This window comes from Bradyrhizobium sp. IC3123, assembly GCF_020193625.1.
Classification (GTDB): Bacteria; Pseudomonadota; Alphaproteobacteria; order Rhizobiales; family Xanthobacteraceae; genus Bradyrhizobium; species Bradyrhizobium yuanmingense.
Genome location: NZ_JADYVF010000003.1, coordinates 876,326 through 894,160, shown reverse-complemented (window position 1 = coordinate 894,160; position 17,835 = coordinate 876,326). Strand labels below are relative to the sequence as shown.

15 protein-coding genes and 2 pseudogenes are annotated in these 17,835 nt (G+C 58.5%); 9 read left to right on the top strand and 8 right to left on the bottom strand.

Translation table 11 applies throughout. The annotated features are described in order from the left end of the window. Positions 1-611: 611 nt before the first annotated feature. The 7 genes and pseudogenes from I6F20_RS14255 to I6F20_RS14230 all read left to right on the top strand — a co-directional run bounded on the left by I6F20_RS14255 (position 612) and on the right by I6F20_RS14230 (position 7,769). Positions 612-1,388 (top strand): cupin-like domain-containing protein, encoded by a 777-nt coding sequence (locus I6F20_RS14255; RefSeq protein ID WP_081494001.1) that lies wholly within the window; start codon positions 612-614, stop codon positions 1,386-1,388. Next, the gene (locus tag I6F20_RS14250; protein ID WP_225126647.1) at positions 1,381-2,358 is read left to right on the top strand and encodes a threonine/serine dehydratase; all 978 of its coding nucleotides are present in this window, start codon (positions 1,381-1,383) and stop codon (positions 2,356-2,358) included. The genes I6F20_RS14255 and I6F20_RS14250 overlap by 8 nt, the downstream gene beginning before the upstream one ends. Before the next feature lie 1,180 nt (positions 2,359-3,538). Further along, positions 3,539-4,489: pseudogene (locus I6F20_RS37765) on the top strand (DUF3141 domain-containing protein); the annotation flags it as partial. Between the two features lie 67 nt (positions 4,490-4,556). Next, on the top strand, positions 4,557-5,948 hold the full coding sequence (locus tag I6F20_RS37760) for a DUF3141 domain-containing protein (protein ID WP_346275986.1): 1,392 nt from the start codon (positions 4,557-4,559) through the stop codon (positions 5,946-5,948). A 374-nt stretch (positions 5,949-6,322) separates the two neighbouring features. Further along, complete coding sequence (locus I6F20_RS14240; RefSeq protein ID WP_225126645.1) at positions 6,323-6,829, top strand: hypothetical protein; 507 nt, start codon at positions 6,323-6,325, stop codon at positions 6,827-6,829. After that, positions 6,826-7,524: a hypothetical protein gene (locus I6F20_RS14235; protein ID WP_225126644.1), complete on the top strand. Its 699-nt coding sequence runs from the start codon at positions 6,826-6,828 to the stop codon at positions 7,522-7,524. Before I6F20_RS14240 ends, I6F20_RS14235 begins: the two co-directional genes overlap by 4 nt. Further along, entirely contained in the window at positions 7,470-7,769 is a 300-nt protein-coding gene (locus tag I6F20_RS14230) for a hypothetical protein (protein WP_225126641.1), read from the top strand. The genes I6F20_RS14235 and I6F20_RS14230 overlap by 55 nt, the downstream gene beginning before the upstream one ends. A gap of 133 nt (positions 7,770-7,902) precedes the next feature. On the opposite strand, the gene I6F20_RS14225 is transcribed toward I6F20_RS14230, so the two are convergent. Further along, positions 7,903-9,171, bottom strand: coding sequence for an IS256 family transposase (locus I6F20_RS14225; RefSeq protein ID WP_225126639.1), 1,269 nt, complete (start codon positions 9,169-9,171; stop codon positions 7,903-7,905). Between the two features lie 471 nt (positions 9,172-9,642). Here I6F20_RS14225 and I6F20_RS14220 point away from each other — a divergent pair, with 471 nt between their 5' ends. Further along, complete coding sequence (locus tag I6F20_RS14220) at positions 9,643-10,416, top strand: acetoacetate decarboxylase family protein (RefSeq protein WP_109146014.1); 774 nt, start codon at positions 9,643-9,645, stop codon at positions 10,414-10,416. Positions 10,417-11,372: 956 nt separating this feature from the next. Here the strand turns inward: I6F20_RS14220 and I6F20_RS14215 are convergent. Together I6F20_RS14215 and I6F20_RS14210 are read right to left on the bottom strand one after the other, a co-directional pair. Next, on the bottom strand, positions 11,373-11,759 hold the full coding sequence (locus I6F20_RS14215) for a hypothetical protein (RefSeq protein ID WP_036046585.1): 387 nt from the start codon (positions 11,757-11,759) through the stop codon (positions 11,373-11,375). Positions 11,760-12,132: 373 nt separating this feature from the next. Beyond that, complete coding sequence (locus I6F20_RS14210) at positions 12,133-12,996, bottom strand: outer membrane protein (RefSeq protein ID WP_225126637.1); 864 nt, start codon at positions 12,994-12,996, stop codon at positions 12,133-12,135. A 339-nt stretch (positions 12,997-13,335) separates the two neighbouring features. Here I6F20_RS14210 and I6F20_RS14205 point away from each other — a divergent pair, with 339 nt between their 5' ends. Then, complete coding sequence (locus I6F20_RS14205) at positions 13,336-13,500, top strand: hypothetical protein (RefSeq protein ID WP_157785314.1); 165 nt, start codon at positions 13,336-13,338, stop codon at positions 13,498-13,500. Between the two features lie 436 nt (positions 13,501-13,936). Here I6F20_RS14205 and I6F20_RS14200 read toward each other — a convergent pair whose 3' ends face one another. From I6F20_RS14200 to I6F20_RS14185, 5 genes and pseudogenes are all read right to left on the bottom strand, one after another. After that, on the bottom strand, positions 13,937-14,152 hold the full coding sequence (locus I6F20_RS14200; RefSeq protein ID WP_036046582.1) for a hypothetical protein: 216 nt from the start codon (positions 14,150-14,152) through the stop codon (positions 13,937-13,939). 107 nt (positions 14,153-14,259) lie between these two features. Further along, a complete protein-coding gene (locus I6F20_RS38370) occupies positions 14,260-14,628 on the bottom strand; it encodes a PilZ domain-containing protein (RefSeq protein WP_369418512.1) in 369 nt (122 codons plus the stop codon). Positions 14,629-14,963: 335 nt separating this feature from the next. Next, entirely contained in the window at positions 14,964-15,440 is a 477-nt protein-coding gene (locus tag I6F20_RS14195) for a hypothetical protein (RefSeq protein ID WP_225126635.1), read from the bottom strand. Between the two features lie 382 nt (positions 15,441-15,822). Next, positions 15,823-17,096 (bottom strand): annotated as a pseudogene (locus tag I6F20_RS14190) (IS256 family transposase). A gap of 345 nt (positions 17,097-17,441) precedes the next feature. Beyond that, positions 17,442-17,669, bottom strand: coding sequence for a hypothetical protein (locus I6F20_RS14185; RefSeq protein ID WP_225126633.1), 228 nt, complete (start codon positions 17,667-17,669; stop codon positions 17,442-17,444). Positions 17,670-17,835 lie beyond the last annotated feature (166 nt).

The window sequence follows — 17,835 nt, the reverse complement described above, 5'->3', positions numbered from 1 at the left end:
TTGCGGGCCGAGCTCGCAGATCGTGCGGCGCGCTCGTTGCGGGATGAGGAACTGCGGGCCGATCGTGCAGCGCGCTCCCTGCGCGACGAGGAGTTGCGGGCCGAGCTCGCAGATCGTGCGGCGCGCTAGTTGCGGAATGAGGAACTGCGGGCTGATCGTGCAGCGCGTTTGACGCGACGAAGGGAGTGAAATGGCTGTACTTGCAGCGCGTGTGGCGCGTGAGCTGGGAACGGTGGCCGCCCGATGGTGGCGCGATTTCCAGGCGGTCTAGAATTGTGAAGTAGTACAGTGCTCACTCCATCCGAGAAGCGAGTGGGCCTCCTCCTAAATTTGGAGGTCCGACCGCATATCTCCATGAGGAATACTTCATCCGCCATCGCATCGACGCGACTAAGCGAATCCTTCTCACCGCCAGAATCGATGTGCCGGCTGTTGCTTCGCATGATCGAGGAGGACCCCGATAGTAACCGTTTCTGGAGGTCACTACGCCACGGAAGAGCTGAACCAGGACATCCTTTATAGGCGTGACCTTAAGCAGAACGGCCACAGTGATGAAGTCATAGACGAAACTCCTCCACTCGGTGCGACAGAGTTCAAATTTAGGAGCGATCATGAATCCGTCCGTGGTTAACAGAGCGTGGCTGGAGACCGCGCAATCGATCGAAAGCATCGCTACTCCGAGTGCAGAGGAATTTTATCGACGATTTGTGCGTCCGGCGCTTCCGGTCGTCATCAAAGGCGCGGCATTGACCTTGGGGGCTATCGAACGTTGGAGCTCCGGCTACTTAAAGGCAGCAGCAGGCCATAGGCGGGTGCCCATCGAATTCTCTCCGGACAAAGAGTTCGCAGTCCCAGAGCGAATTGGCAAAGATCAAACCCACTCGACCTTCGGCCGCTTCGTCGATTATCTGCTCTATGGCGACGTAGCCAGTCAAACGACCTATTATCTCGCCCAGATTGATACGTTGCGGTATCTCCCTGAACTTGTGGGTGATGTCGTTCGTCCGCCGTTCGCCCCACTCGCGAAGATAATGAGGCCTCCATACTTATGGATGGGAATTGGCCGTAACGCCTCGAAGCTGCATTACGATTCCTACGACAACCTGTATGCAATGATAAGCGGTCGTAAGCATATTACCTTGTTCCCGCCGGCGGATCGCAGGAATCTCTACCCATATAATGACCATCCTAAGCATCGTCACTTCAGTCGTTTAAACCTTCGCCTTCCAGATCTCGATCGGTTTCCGAGATTGTTGAACGCGCGGCCTTTCGAATGCGTATTGTGTCGTGGCGATATTCTTTACATTCCCGAGGGGTGGTGGCACTATCTTCGGTCTCACGGCCTGAACGTTGCTGTGAACTGGTGGTGGATAGAAGGGCATGCCTGAGGGCGCTGGCGCAAGCCTTGTTGGTCGTATAGTTGCGGCTGAAGCTCGCATCCGATCACTCGTGAGGGAGACTTTCGTCGACCGTTCCCCAATTCTTTCGGGTTTGTCCGGGGGAGGGGAGGTGTGGCTCAAGTACGAGAATCTTCAGCACACGGGATCTTTCAAGGTCCGCGGCGCTCTCAACAAGATCCTGTCCCTCTCCAAAGACGATCTCGCCCGAGGCGTCATCGCCTCGTCAACGGGGAACCATGGACTTGGCGTCGCCTATAGCCTTTCCGCGCTAAAGGCACGCGGGACCATATTTCTGCCCACGACTGCCTCGAAATCCAAGATCGTCGCTCTTGAGCAGTACAAATCCGTCAAGCTGCAGTTTTTCGGCGCGGATGCTGTTACTTCCGAAGCGCACGCGCGCGAAGTCGCGGTCGTCCAACATAGGACATACATCTCGCCCTATAATGACTTAGACGTTATCGTGGGTCAGGGCACCATTGGCATTGAACTTGAGCGGCAATGCCCTAGGCTAGACGCAGTGTTTGTATCGGTCGGTGGCGGCGGCCTTATCAGCGGCATCGCTAGTTATCTCAAGCCCCTCCATCCTGAGCTCCGGATCGTCGGCTGCTGGCCTGAGAATTCCCCGGCACTGTATCTTGCGTTAAAGGCTGGAAAAATAGTGGATGTGTGCGAGAACCCTACATTGTCGGACGGTACTGCGGGCGGCATCGAAAGTGAGGCCATCACTTTCAATTACGCTAGAGATCTCATAGACGAGTGCGTCCTGGTTCAAGAAAACGAAATCGTGGACGCTATTCGGCTCGTGCTCGCTGGCCACAGGATGGCAATCGAAGGAGCCGCAGGAGTGGCGGTAGCCGGCTATCTGAAGACGGCGGAGCGATACGCTGGCCAGAACGTTGCCGTCGTGGTTTGCGGCGGTAATATTTCCTATGAGATGCTATGCTCAATCCTCTGCTAACAGAGCGGCCGGCTGTCGGCTTCAGTGCGCGTGCGGTGACGAACGGGGCGTGGCATGCCGCGATTAGAGCACGATCGTAGGTACCTCGCAAACTATCGATCCTAGCCGAGCTCGCACAAATAAGCCTACGAGATAAGGTAATTGAAGTATTGCTGTTTGCACGGCACGTTCCAGCCTGAATCCAGCGCTCAGGCGATTGTCACCTTACCGACCCAGTGGTGAGCTGAACCGGGGACACGAGCCCGCCCCCGGGGAACCCAGAGTGCGACTCCGAACAGACCACACTCGCCAACCAATCGTATTCCTCCATTGAGGACCGTCTTGTTTGACGAAGGCGAGGGCTGCAGGCCCTAGGGGTAATCCTAGGCTAGGCTAAGATCCACTGCGGGGCTTGCGGCGACCTTCTTGGCAACCGACCTTCCAAGACTAGCGTGCGGGGGGAACGAGCGGCGCCAGAAATCGCCGCCAAAGAAGTCTTCGAACAAGCGATCCACCTCGTTGCGCAATGCCTCGAGTGGGCGCCATGCTTCAGGAAAAAACGCGGGCTCACTAGCCTTCCTGGTGACGGGTACTCTCGTCTCATTCGCCATGATCTAACTCCATGTTTGAGATCATTCTGGAAGGCGCAATCTCTGACTGCGCTGAGCGGACCAGGTCGTCATAGACCGTAATAGCAACCAATGTGCCAACTCGCCTCCTGATTGAGCGCTCATGTGTGAGAGATCATGTTTGAGGCGATGGCTACGGGCGACCGGTCGAAAGTTTGGAAGATTGAGCAGGACCCATCTGAAATAATAGGTGGTCCCGGGGAATGCTCCCTAGGCATGCGAGGTGGCTGTCTAACAAAGGCGACCCACAGCGTCCGATCTCTGACAAGCTTGGTTCTCAATCGGACAAACGCTATGCAGCAGAAGAGGAAAGACGGAAGTTGCTTGGCCATCCTTCGTCTCGGCAGCAACGAGATGCCTGGCATCGACTTTGCACCGAGAGATCTGGGAACGTCGTGGAAAGTCACCCTGCTCGCAAAACGTCCTCTTGAGGTTACGCTTCCTTGGTCACACTTTGACCTCGCTTGCGAGCAGTTTGCCGGATGAAAGACGCCATCGATAGGCAATCCGGCACCACAGCGCAATTTAGTATCACGGGGCGGCATCGACTCTAGAACAGAGGAGGTCAGGCCATGTCTGACTCGTTCCAGCGCTCCAACTTGGCCCAGTCAATGGAAGCGCAACATGCAGAACTCGAGCACGCGCTCACCCGCAGCCCATTCAGACTCCACGCTGATCGCATGGTCCAACAGGGCGCGAAGACCATCAACATTCTACAAGTTGCCTGGATACTGCGGGTCAAGCGCGGCTGCGAAATGGTCTTTATGCGCCTGCCCGAGCTCTTGGCAAGCGGCGAACGTCTAGCCAAAGATCTGCGGAGCCTGCGTGACGATGGACAGCTTGGCGTTTCCTGGCGTGAATACACCCGCGACGCGGGCGAGCGCGCTATATTGCTAATCGATCTTCTCCGGGAGAGCGGCGACCTCTTCCTTGAACATGAGGCGGCAGGCTGTCAGCCGGTTCTTTTCTACGAGTACGAGAAGATCATGGACGGAAGGGATCTTCCCGTAAAGTCCAACTTCGTATTGCTGCGCATCATCCCGCCGCAAGATGTTACGGTCGATTACTCCCGTCGTCGGCCCTTTGTTATCATCCCTCCACGAGCGGGACACACTGCGGGTGTGGGAGCTCACGAGCACGATAGTCAGCTCGGCGTCGCATTGCGCGAAGGTCATCCGGTTTATCTGGTGAGCTTCCGTCGCGAGCCGGAGCAGGATCAGCAACTCTCTGATGTGGCCTATGCGGAAGCGGCGTTTGTTCGAGAAGTGATCCGCCGGCATCCGCGCGCGCCTCTGCCGGCCATTATCGGCAACTGCCAAGCAGGCTGGGCGAGCCTCGTTCTGGCCGCAACAAACCCTGACTTGACAGGACCCGTCGTCATCAATGGATCACCGGTGACGGCTGTGTCGGGAAACATCGGCGACAACACTTTCCGCTACATTGCCGGCATATTCGGCGGAGTCTGGATCCCGATGCTTCTGTGCGACCTTGGCCAGGGCATGTTTGATGGAGCCAATCTCATACACAATTTCGAGATGCTCAATCCCGAGCGCCGGCTGTTCCTAAAGGTACGCCGAGCTTTTCCGCGACGTGGATACGACGCGCGAAAGCTTTCTTGCCACCGAGAAGTGGTGGAGCAGCTTCTGCTTGCTGCACGAAAACGAGATCTGCTGGATTCTCGAAAACTTGTTCATCGGCAACCGGCTCGGCAAGAACATGGCCTACCTGGGATCGGGGCGTCAGCACGTGGATCTCAAGCAGATCCGCGCGCCGATCATCGTGTTTGCCAGCCATGGCGACAAAGTGACGCCGCCCCAGCAGGCTCTGAATTGGATCACAGATGTTTACGAGGACGAGGAGGAGATCCGCGTTCGCGGCCAACACATTATCTATATGGTGCATGACGACATCGGGCACCTCGGCATCTTCGTCTCTTCAAAAGTTGTCAACAGGGAGTTCCGGCAAGTTGCAACCACGCTTGAGGCAATCGAAGCGTTGATGCCCGGCCTCTACGAAATGTGCGTCAAAGATGTTCAGGAACATGATGGACGAAAAAGCTTCAGTGTTGAACTAGTCGAACGCAGCTTCAAGGACATCCGGGCATTGAACGACAACTATCGCGATGAGTTCCCTTTCGGTGCAGTTGACCGGGCGTCTGAACTTCAGGCACAGATCTATCACACAATCGCCCGCCCCTTCGTCAGAGCTGCAGTCACGACCTTCACGGCCCAAGCTTGCCGTAGTGTTCACCCGGAGCGCCTGTCGCGAGCGCTAATTTCTTCGCGAAATCCGATGCTGGCTGGCTTCAGGTCCATAAGCGAGCAGGTTCGCCAGTCTCGAGCCAAGGCCAGAGTAGATAATCCATTCCTGCTGGCGGAAGCCTTGTATGTGCAGCATATCGCACAGGTGATGATCTACTGGCGCGACCTGCGCGACATGATGTATGAGCTGACGTTCCACAGCATGTGGAACACTCCTTTGCAGCACTATTTTGGTGATCGCTACGAAGTGCAGGCGAGGCAAATGACGCCAGAAGAATTGAGGTCGCGCCCGGACGTTCAGTGTGCGCTTAAGATGATCGCGACCGGCGGCTTTATCGAGGCCGTCATCCGCATGATGGCGCTGCTTGTGAGCGATCGCGGCGGTATCCGCCGCGATCGTCTCGATCGCTGGTCACGCGTCCTGACGCAGAACGAGCCGTTCCGCTCGGTCCCTTCTGACCGTCTGACTACAATCACTCGCCAACAGACCATCATCGCCACTTTGGAACGGGAGCAAGCAATCGAGACCCTGCCATTGCTGCTGGATGACTCTGAGGAGCGCCGCCGCGCCTGCCTGGTCGCACGCTATGTACCCGGTCCCATCGCGGAAATGTCGCCGAAGACGATCGACCTCCTAGGGCGGTTTGCTCAGGTGCTTGAGCAGCCGCCAATCACCGGCGATGTTACCGAAAATCCTTTGGCGCAAATGAAGGCTGAGTAAAGCGTCGATGCTTGGCGTAAAGGATGACCATCGGCTTGAGCGCCAGGCGTGGCAACTGAGGGCAATGTCGATGCGCCTCGTAGTTGGCACAGGATGAAGCCAGTTCGTCCTGCACGTTGTACTCTGACGCTTGCGGCTGGAGCGGCCAAACATGTTCGACACGCGCCTATTGTGTGTTCCGGATCCTGTGCGCTGATGGTAACGGAGGGCTCGACGTTCAAGAATTAGCTTGACGAAAGAAGCGAGCAGATACCGATGCGTTCCCTTTGCAGAAAATAACCAGCCGCGCTGAAGTCATCGAATCTGGCGACTTCCTCCGGACCGAGCAGAGATATTAGTTGTTGGGGCACTTTCTCCCTGCCGAAATCCGCGGAATGGAGTTCTTCGCCGTGGACCACGATACCATCCGCGCCGAGCTGATGTACTTGGAGTCCCTTGGCTCCCGAATCTCGGGCTCAAAGAGCCACGATCAACTTGTAGAGCATGTCAAACAGCAGTGGGCCGACTTCGGTATGCGAGTTCACGAGGACGTCTTGCATTTCGATCGCTGGAGCATGGCTGCAGAAAATCCCGACGTTCTGCGTCTTAAGATCGACGGGCGCGACATAGCGATCTCTTCGGTCTTTCCCTACTCCGGGACCACCGGCCCCCTAGGGACCGAGAAGCAGTTGTACAGATTGCGCGGTCCAATACCGCGATGGACCAAAGCGCGCGGAGGAATTGCGGTCGTCGAGGTCCGAAATCGGGAGTTCCCGTTTGATGCGGCGGTCAAGACTTGGGATCGGGCGCGTGCATGGGGCAAGACCACTATGCCGCTGCTTCCTGCCAGTTCGCCGGCCTCGGTCTGGCGCGTGCTCGACGAGCTGGCGTTGAGGCGGTGATCTTCGCCTGGCGTGGCATAAGCATTTTCAACGCCAAAGGACAGTACTTACCGTTCACGTTGCCCTACCAGAACATTCCAGCGGTCTTCGTGGCCGGAGACGACGCCGACTTTGTGTTGGACGCCGCCTCACGGGCCAGGCGGGCGACGCTCATCCTTGACGCGGTGATCGAACGAAATAGCGCCATGCGTACAGTATGGGCGGCTGTGGAAGGTCGCGGCGCACCCCACGAAACTGTGCTCGTGGTAAGCCACAGCGATGGTACAAATATTGTCGAGGAGAACGGCCACATCGGTGTGGTCGAACTCGCGCGCCAGACTGTCGCTCACCCATTGGCACGCACGGTCATCTTCGTGTTAACAGCTGGACACCTTCGAATACCGGCGGTGACCGAGCATGGCCAAGCCACTTCGCGCTGGTTGCGGGATCACCCACAATGGTGGGCTGGTGGCCCGGGAGATCGCCACGCGGTGGCGGGCCTGGTGATCGAGCACCTCGGCGCTCGGGAATACCGGGACAATCCCCTCAAAAACACCTACGGGCCGACAGGCAACCCCGCACCCGAACTGCTCTACGCCTCCACCGCGCAGCTGACGGCGCTTATCGAATCAGAGTGGCGTACACCGGGCAAGCGCCGAGAGTGTCGGCCCCAAACGCGCTCATTCAGTTCGGCGAAGGCCAGCCGCTCTACCTGAAAGGCATCCCAAACATCGCGCTCGTAACCGTGCCGCAGTACCTGTTAAGTATTGAACCGGGTGACTACGTCGACGTCGCTCTTCTGGACAGACAAGTCAGCAGCTTCGCGCGACTGCTGCAACGAATTGACACCATGCCCAGCAACGAAATCGGCACCGTCAAGATGACTACACCACTCGCGAAAGCGGCCGCCGCGCTGCGCGCGATTGGCATTCTCGCTGGCAGCTCGTTGCATTGCCGATGAACCGCCTGCACCAAGCGGCAAACTTATGAAGAGCGTAATTAGCTCGGAGCTCCAGCCAAGCGAACCGATAAAAGCGCCTTTTCGCGTTCGCTTCTTGCTCGGGAGCTATGCGGGATTTTGGGTGATGAGGCGATCAGGCGGCGTGGTTTGCCGGCACGTGGATGACCTCGATGCCGTCGTTGAATCTGACACCTGCGATGACCTTGGGCAACTGATTTGTGCCTTTGAGCCGCCGCCAGGTCTTTGAAGCGGTGATCACCAGCTTGAACACCATCAGCTTGGCGGTGGTCGGCGACAACGAGCCCTTCGTCCGCACGGTTCTGTGCCGTACAGTCGCGAACACGCTTTCGATGGGGTTGGTCGTGCGCAGATGATCCCAATGCTGGGCAGGGAAGTCGTAGAAGGCCAGCAGCGCGTCGCGGTCCTTGGCGAGGCAGTCGACCGCCCGGCCGTATTTGGCGCAGTATTTCTCGGCAAAGACGTCGATCGCCGCTTCGGCGGACGCCCGGCTCGGCGCCCAATAGACCTCGCGCAGATCCTTCTTCATGGTGGCCTGCACCGAGAGCGGGACCTTGTCCAGGACGTTGACGGTCTTGTGTACCCAACATCGCTGGTGCCGTGTGCCGGGAAAGACCTCGTCGAGCGCCTTCCAGAAGCCGAGCGCGCCGTCGCCGACGGCAATTTCCGGCGCGATCTGCAATCCGCGCTGTTTGACGTCGATCAGGAGTTCGCGCCAGCTCTGCGCGCTCTCCCGGACGCCGACCTGGAAGCCGATCAGTTCCTTCTTGCCTTCCGGCGTCGCGCCGATCAGCACCAGCATACATTCGCCGTGGTCTTCCATGCGGGCCTGCAGGAAGACCCCATCGGCCCACACGTACACGTATCGCCGCGCCGACAGATCGCGTCTCTGCCAGCGCTCGTACTCGCCCTGCCACTCGGCCGTCAGCCGGGACACCACCGCCGGCGACAGGTTCGGCGCATCCTTGCCCAGCAGGGCCGTCAGCGCCTCCTGGAAGTCGCCGGTCGAGATGCCGCGCAGATAGAGCACTGGCAACAGCGCATCCAGACTTCTGGTTCGCCGCGCCCACAGCGGCAGGATTGCCGAGCTGAACCGGATGCGTTCGCCTTCGCTGGACGCTCCACGGTCGCGAACCTTCGCCCGCGCGACCTCGACCGGGCCGACGCCAGTCTGGATCGTTCGCGTCGGGCCGTAACCATGCCGCACGACACGGGCGCGTCCGTCGGCAAGCTTCAAATCATTCACCGTGGCAAGAAATGTCTCGACTTCGACCTCGACGGCCTGTGCAAGAAGCTGCCGCGCTCCGGCGCGCAGGATATTGGTCAGTGGATCATCGATCTCGTCGGGCTGACGAAGCGGGACAATGTTGCTAGTATCGTTCATGGCGTATCGCTCTCCTCGAGAGGTTCTGGCAGGCTCGACACCCGCCTCGATACGCCGCCTATCTCATTCCGTCAGCACCCACTTTCCCGCATAGCTCATCTTCATCCGAGCGAGTCCTCTAACACCGAATGAGGTGCTTGGCATCGACGTTGCATGCGACAGATAGAGAGGCCTATCGAGTTATCATCATCGTCGGTGAGCATACTTCACGGGAATGAACGCACGATCGTCAAGCTCATTCTGCACCACAGAATTGAGGTGCAGCGCGCAGTACTGTACGCGTCGTCGGCGAGACGATCATGATCAGCGCTCTATGAGCCGAGGGATCACCGAGCTGCATTGGAGGTTGCATCATCGAGGTTGCATCATCACAGTCTCTTCAGGATGCTTCAAAAACCGAGCACTGTTGCTGAGATGAGTTAGCTGAATCTACAGTTGCGTCCAAACACTCCAAGAGCGAGGAGGAATGCGATGCCCGAGGTAAAAGGTATTCCTCTTGATGCGCCTCTCTACCGTGGGAGCAGAGACCGTGGCAGCGCGTTTCTCGGCTGCCAAGCCATAAACCTTGTATTCAGCGTGGGGAGCGAGGTGTCCTCTCTACTACCGAAGGGATTAGTACCCGTAGCAAACCCTGCTATCGCCGTTGTGGGGGTCGCGAGCTATCCCTCAAGCACTGTGGGGCCGTACTTGGAGTGCTATTCAGGAATTCAAGTTCGTGATCCCGGCGGTGAGACCGGCTTTTACATTCCTTACATTTACGTGACAACGAATGATGCAGCGCTTGCCTCGGGACGAGAGGTTCTTGGTGCTCCAAAAAAGCTGGCGCACATTACTCTGATTAGAGAAGGTGGCCTAATTCAGGGTACGCTCGAGCGTCCAGCTGGCAAGCGCCTGCTGACTCTTACCGCTCAACCGGACCAGCGCATGAGCTCGAGTTCGCAACAGATGTTTTCTGCGCGGACGTATTTCTACTCGGTTCGGCATTTGCCCCCCATCAATGAGCGCGGGAAGGGCGCAGTAACGCAGCTCGTCAAATGGTGCACCGCGCGAACGTTGCGACGCGACGAGCTTGGCGATCAAGTTCAATTTACTGGACCCATCTCCCTAACTTACGACTCACCCTCGATTGTCGATCCCGTGCACAATATTGCACTTGGCGAACCCATGCTTGGCACATACGAGGAGTATGACGCCAAGCTCGAGGTCATTGATATCCTTTCGGAAACCGCAACTCCAGGCAAATAGTGATCGATAAGCTTTAGGAGTTCATCGGATCCTGAGTTCAGCCGCGGGCTCTCGGCGTGCCCATTGATGGGCCATTACAGCGACGCAAGCTAGGGTCCTAACGCACTGCATGAAACACGCAAGGGAGAAGGCTGCCGCGTGCGCCCGCCGCGGGGCGACTTCTCGGTGGCGACTCGACGGAGAACGTCCGCCTTTCATCGCCATCTAACGCCCGAGACCATCAACGCCGTCTACGCCGACGGCTATGAAAGAACCCGTTGGCTCTCCTATGCCAGCTATGCTGCGCTGGTGCCCCTCCACAGCTGCCGAGCAGCCGCGGGCACGTGCGTTGCGTCGTTCGGAACTAGCCGCTTGGTCAGTGCCATGCCAGCGGCGACCTGGTCCCCGCGCAGCGACGTGGCGACCAACGGGTGCCAGCCTCGAAGCGAAGAAGACTGCTCATGCGGCATAATCCGGCTTGCGGCATAATCAGCGAGCTCGCGGATGAAAAGCGGTGATCATCACTGCTGCAGACTGCGAATATGAACAACGTCGATCATTCGCATGATCACCACAACGCTTCAGCGTATCCCTAATGGCTGGCCCAGGACAGAAATCGAGGCGCTAATGCCAAGGAACCCACGCCGCCAGCGGCCTTTGGCTCGCGGCTTCCGAGTTCTTTCAAGGTGCGCCTGCAGCCACGGTGCGGACCGGCACATAAGCAATGCTGTCGCTGCTCCGATCGTGGCCTTATAATACAAATTGCGGGCACCAATGCCTGGACGGCCTTCCTGCTCTTACACCCGCGTCCGTTTTCAGCAAACGGCGACAATGAGCTGACGACCGGCCGCTCGAAAATGCTTTGCTCTACCGAAGGCGCATTGCCATCAGAACTGGCCGATCAGACGATCTTGGGAAAGTACTAGGCGACTGCCCCAAGCTCGTCGTCGCTTATATGATCTACACGATTCGACTGCTCAACGCTGATGTTGTTGTATCTTGAGATTATCCAACAACTTCGAGCCTTCACTGAACGATCTCGACCAAGATCGCTCTGCCAAGTCCAGATAGCTTTTCAGCAACTCGGAGGGCGTTTTGACCTCAGCAACGACTTTTAGAAAATTGGCGTGATCGTGCAAAGAGGAAGCAGTCAATCTCAAACCGTCTTTCAAAGCCGCCGCGAAGAAGTTTGTCGTTGCTTCGATCGACTTCTGCCAATCTGCAAACACGAATGAAGCGCGCGTGGCTGCCGTCGACTGCTTAGTGTGCTCGGCGGCGCCACCTGGCCCAGCAGCCGATGCCTGGGTCACTTGCGGCGCTTGCTGTGTACGGCGTTTCTCGTCTTCAGCTACGCTCGATGCCATTGGAACGTCTCCTCTCTGAACTGTAACGTTGTGATTGGTTTCGCGGCTCAGCTCAATCAACCTTCAGAGGGTAACACGATCTCCAATATGGGACACCTGCCACTTTTGGTAGCCCTGATCGCAAGGACCTGACTTAAGGACGACATTTGACGTGACCAATGCTGGAGGCGGATTGTTCAGTCTGCCAGATTCCCGGTAGGTGCTCCGATGGCTATAATTCGCGGAGAGTCTGAATCGGCATGTCGCAAAAGCCGTGTAGAGAGCGGCCAGTGGGTCTATGGCGTCGGCGAAGATGGTGTTCAGGCGTTCTGCGACTTTGGCATCGAAAACCTGATCGAGTTCGTCAGGTTCCACAAAGAAAACCCCAAGCTGCTCAGCGCTGGCACGGGAATGAACCAACCAGCCTGCGGCCTACACCGGCTACACCGGATCGGCGCACCGGCGGGTGCTTTCGCGTACAGCGGCGCATCCGACCATTGCGCCGTCCATGGGTCGGAGCCAAAAGGTAGTTCAAGCCGATCTTTCCGATGTGATAGTTGCTGGAGAGGCCCGTTGTGTTCGCCGGAAGAATTGCGAACGGCGGATTCTGCTCCGTCGGAGGAGTCGCGACACTCGGTCCGCCGAAATGCAGATAGTCATACTCAGCTTTCACCGACCATGCAGGCGTAAGCGCTTGCTCGACGCCCAGCCCGATGGTGGCGCCAAGGCGACCATAGTCGAAGTGGGCTTTCTCCTGTGGCGACCCGCCTTCGAAGTTGTTGACGACGTCGCCCCGGTTGTTTTGCCAAGCGACGCCTCCCTTGAGATAGGCCGGCGTGTGGCCCAGCGCGCCAAACGCGTAACCGACGCGACCGGTCCCGGTGGCAAAGACGTTGGGACCTGCCTTGCAGTTTGCGCTCACAATAAAGCCGGAGGCGGCGAGGCAGGTATTTGTCCCGTCGGAGACAGCACCGCTGGCATCCAGTTCGACACCAAATACCCAACCGTTCTTCTGCCAATTGTAGCCGATCTGGCCACCGGCGAGGAACACTGGGGTATCGACGACATCGCCATAGATCGACGGACCGTAGGGATTGCTGAAGGAGGTGCGGCCGTAGCCGCCGCCGACGTGCCCGCCAATATAGCCGCCGGTGGCAGTTTCACTCCTGGCTCGAGGTCTGCCGCATTCGTTGCATCGGTTGCGACGAGCGCAATTGTCGTGGCTCCCAAAAGAAGAACTCCAGATCGCATCCAACACGTCCCTGTATTTTCTCGGTCCACGACCGAGCGCCCTTAAGTTATCGCGCAGCAAAACCGTCGGGGCGGACCAGACGCTAACACCGACGCGCGCCGAGTCCGTCCCGAAGACCATCGCACTGCGATTGGTGATGATGCGGCAAAGAGAGCAAGTCGCGTGCCGAAGTGAATTCGCGGGCTCTGCAGGCACTTCGTCGCGGCGTCCGGCGTCAAGTTGCTGACAATGGTCTCAATGCCGACAGCCAGCGCAGCCGGTGCAGTACGTTCGGCTACCGGGACCAAGCGCTCAAGATCGAGCTGGCCGGATTAGACGAGACCTGCGCCGACAAGGGCACGGCCGATGATCGTGATCGATGCGCCGCACTTCCACGCTGCTGTAGTCCTAGGACCGACAAGCCGCGTGATCCGAACACACCCCATCCTCAGCTACATGCTCGGCTGGGATCGGCAGCGCGTGGTCTCTGATGCCGAGCGCAAGGGATGGCGCGCGACGTGGGTCGATTGACCCGCGCGAGGCCGCCGAGGGCCATCGATTGCAAAGGTACTTTGGGAAAGCCGAGGCGGCCCGGGATCGCGGGACTGCGCACCTTCCCTTTCGGCCTTTGACTGCGCTGCGAACCAGCTAGAAATCGGCCAGAAGACGCGAGGAAAATTGGCGCGGAAATGGACGCACAAAGCCGCAGTCGAGCTGTGGCTCATCGGGCGAATGCGGCCTTAATTAGCGCAATTTGCGCCAGCAGTCGCCAAGGCGTGTTTCAGAAAGACCCATAAGACGACTTGAGTGTCTTTTGTCCGTGTTGTGTAGCACCAGTGTTCGTTCCCCTAGCGGAAGACGTGCGTACGCGCGCCCCGGGCCGGGAGGTATTTTGGCAAGCCCGACTCTCACGTGCATGTGCCAATCTGGCGCCTTCATCGTATGCCTACGGCGGCGAAGCACTAGGTCATTCTTCAAGCTCATCAAGCAAGATGCGCTTGTCGTGGAGCTCCCTGAGGTACTCGGCAATCGAACGCTGCGTCTCCTGCCATTCGATGCGTTCTTCCGCGGTCCAAAGGAAACACTCAAGTTTGAAGCGAGCTTTCTCAGCCTCTGCGAATTCATTGTAAAGCGTGATATCTCGCTCCACTTCTTCGAGCTGTTCACGAATGGTCCTTGGCATAGTCGGCCTCTGGGGCTTTGCCTCCAGCCAGTGGGCGTATTCATCTCAATTTGCGCGATTTAGCAACTACTCATTTTCTCGGTGCGGGAAGCTGACGCAAGGCGCTACTACCGCAAAACAGGCTTCGTATTTGGCTTCACGAGGGCTGAATAACGGTCCGTGTTTTGGAACGCCACCCCGATAAAGTCTCCCTGTCGCCACGTGAGGCGACAAGGAGAGGTGGTGCGAAACCCATCGAAAGAAAGCGAAAACTCCGTCGGCAGAAGCGTGAGTCCGTTAAGCTGAATGCCAGCGCCTCTACTGGATAGATCACGCACCAGGCATGGCTCGGAGGTGATGTGTCCCGGAATTGAGAGAAGAACCTCTCGCCACACCGACTGCCTTTCGAGGGACCGCCGGGACCAATTCTTCCCTTCACGTTGACGGACCTTTTCTTGCAAATCCTTTAGCTCTCGGTACTGGCGCTCCAGGCTCATATCCCTCATTCTCCGTTATTCTTGTTGGCGCTTCCCACATTATTCCGAAACCCAATAACCATCGCGATAAATTCTGTAGAGCGATCCTCAGGTTGAGGGAATTCCGGAGGACTACCGTTTGTGGCCGATCGCGATTTCGCGGTTGGACCCGTAGCTTTCCGGGCCTTGAATGGCACTGCTGGCCTCAACGGTGGAGATGGCGGCAATGGTGCAAAATACCACGGTAGGCCTGTGGCCGCTCGCCGCAGAAAGGACTGTCAGTGGCTGGGGTGGAGGTGTTGTGTAAAGACGATTGTGTAAGGCAAATTGTCCTCCCGGTGTGTTCCTTCAGTATGTCAAAAGGCAGGATTGAGCGGATGGTATTGCCACAGCAAGGCCGTTAAATCTTCATAATACCCCACCATCTTGGTAGGTGCGTCGCAGTTCGCCTTCGGCGATAATGCCTCATCGCGACCGTCACTCGTAAGGGGCGGAAGCATGGGAATCTGCCCACCAAGATCGCCCCCTCGAATTAACGCCAAGAGATCACCATCCAAGCCGCTAGAATAGCTTTCGCGATAGCCATGACGGCAGTGGTAGCTGCGGGGGCGTTCTTTGCTATCCGCCTTTTGATTCGATTCTACGGATAGGGTCCCGCCGCTGCACCTCCAGCCGAACCGACCACAAATCGAGGCCGTGTCGTGATGGCGAATGAACAGGATGTTATCATTGGACGTATTGCCGAGATCGAGATCGACAAGTCGGCTGCCATCATAGTTGAGCAGATAGATGGTGAAATCTCCATTGCCATCGCGAGCGTCGTCGGCGTTCACCTCCAGGTGACGGCGGGGCAGGCACGTGAGTTATCTCGATCCTTAGCTGTGGCCGCGGAGAATGCTGAAAAATTCCGCGCGTCAGCCAAGACGTAGTGGCGCCCGCTCCACTATCACCGCGGGATTTCGGTCAGGTTGCGCCATACAGGTCGGCCCGTTGCCCTAGTGAAGCGCGGCAATCTCCTCCAGGTTCTCATCGTTGTCGGTTAAGATGATGACGCCCTCAATCCAATCCTCAATAATGCTGGTTACTGCCGTGGGCACTGGCCAAAGGGGCCGATGGTGATTTCGGGCCCTCGTTCCAATGAGCGTCGCGGTGTACCAGCCGGGGATGTCCCGATCGCTGTTGAACTAGGTCGGATCGACGTTGCCGGAATGAATGTTACGCGGCCCTCGTGACGTGGGCAACGGGGTTGATCGTCATGCGATTGTGGCGAGCTTGAAGAGCCGCACGCAGAACCGACAATTGCTTATGCGCCTTCAATCGTCGGAAGCCCTTGTTGGCCTCGATCATGCCGGCCGCGACCCATCGCAAGGCCATACCGGCATCCCGCCAGCGTTTGACGTTGCGCGTGACGCGGCGAATGGTGCCCATCATGTTCTCGGCGATGTTGGTACAGGCGAGCGATCGACGAAGCTCCTTCGGCAACTTCAACCGGACGACGGTCAGGATTTCGTCGAGGCCTTCGAGGATGCTGGCCGCTACGCCGGGCCATTGCTGGTCGAGTCGACGCGCGGGATTGCGGATCAATTTTTCGGCCTTGTCGGTATCATCGAGCTCCCAGGCCTGGCGCAGCGCCCGACGGGTGGCCGCATGATGCTGTTTCGGCAGGCGTTCCATGATGTGGCGCGCCTTGTGGATCTGGCAGCGCTGGATCGCAGCGGCCGAACCGAAGGTGCGGAGGATCGCCTTCGACAACGCCTTCGCGCCGTCGGCGATGAACAGTCTTGGCACCGTCGGGTCGAGCCCGCGCGAGACCAGGTTGCCCAGCAGGGCCTGAACCGTTGCGGCATTCTCGGTCGCCCCTTCCACCAGCGCCAGCGGATGCTTGTTGCCTTCGCCGTCAACCCCGATCGCGGCGACCAGCACGAGATCGTCGCCGAGATGCAGCCCGTCGATTTGGACCACCAGAAGGTCGAGCGCGGACAGATCGGCAGCCATGAAGTCGGCCAGCCGCGCCGCGACAGCGCTACGAACCTCCGCGAGGCCGCCGACTTCGAAACCCCCGATCCGGGCGGTGCCGGCACGTCACCCTCGGGCAGCCGGACAGCGCGGCCGAACCGGCGCGTCGACACATTGATCAGCATCAGGTTCATCGCCCAGCGACCGTGCCAGTCCTCCTGCGCCGCCGTTTCCCAGCTCGGGATCGTGACCTCGCGGCCGTCCACGCCCCGGACCCGCGGGCGCTCGACCTCGATCTTGCCGCCGTGGAAACCCATCCGTCCGCGCGTTCGGCCCCAACGGTGCGCCCGCCGCGCCGCATCGCGACCGTGGCGCGGCCCGCAGGCCGCCGTCACGTCCGCCTCCATCATCGTGCCGAGCGCCTCGATCCCCGCCGCAAGGCAGAACCGATCAAAGCTCGCCCGCACTTCCGCAAACGCTTCGTCCACAGCCCCAGTGGCCGGCGAACCAGCCGGTGTGATATCTCTCGTCATGGCGTTGCTCTCCTTTGTGGAATCAGCACCCCGAGCCTACCGGCTCAAGGTGAGCAACGCCGACCTCTTCAGAAATTCAACAGAACCCGGGACATCCCCGTACCAGCCGGTTCTCGGGTGGGATGCCTGTGAGACTTTCGCCAGCGCGCCGCGCCCGTGCTGCCTACGATCCGGGACTGATCGCCAAGTCACCGCCCTATCCTGGTAGTTGCGCTAGGGCATTCGTCGGGATGATGTATCCCCGTCAGCTTCTTTCGTCGCTGAGGCTGGCTGCGTAGAAGTCACTAGCGAGTGGCAGGGACAGCACTTTATTGGTCCACTTCCAAGCGTCGAGTCAAGTTGCCGCTAACGTTCCCGCTGTTTAGGTCGCGCGGCTGCCACCGTGAGTCCGGTGTGATCCTTGAGGCTATCGACTACCGTGACCGCCGCTTCGAGTTCATCTCGAAGACGCTTCGTAATCCGCAGAATGCTGCTCGCGAGCTCCTCGCGGCTGATTTCTGCACCGAGAGCAACTTTTTCTTCGAGGTCGCGTATCGCTTCGTCGATCTTGTGCAGCGAGAATGTGCTAGGCATCATCCGGCTCCGTCCTGATTGAGGGTCGGGCATCCGCCGAACCACGGTGTAAAAATGCGTCCGCTACACGGTTAAGTAAAGCGGGTGGCGTTGCGGGAAAATCTGTCCCCATCTCGCGTCTGAGCGCCTCGAATTCGGATAAGGTCGAAATCGGGCAATCCGCCAC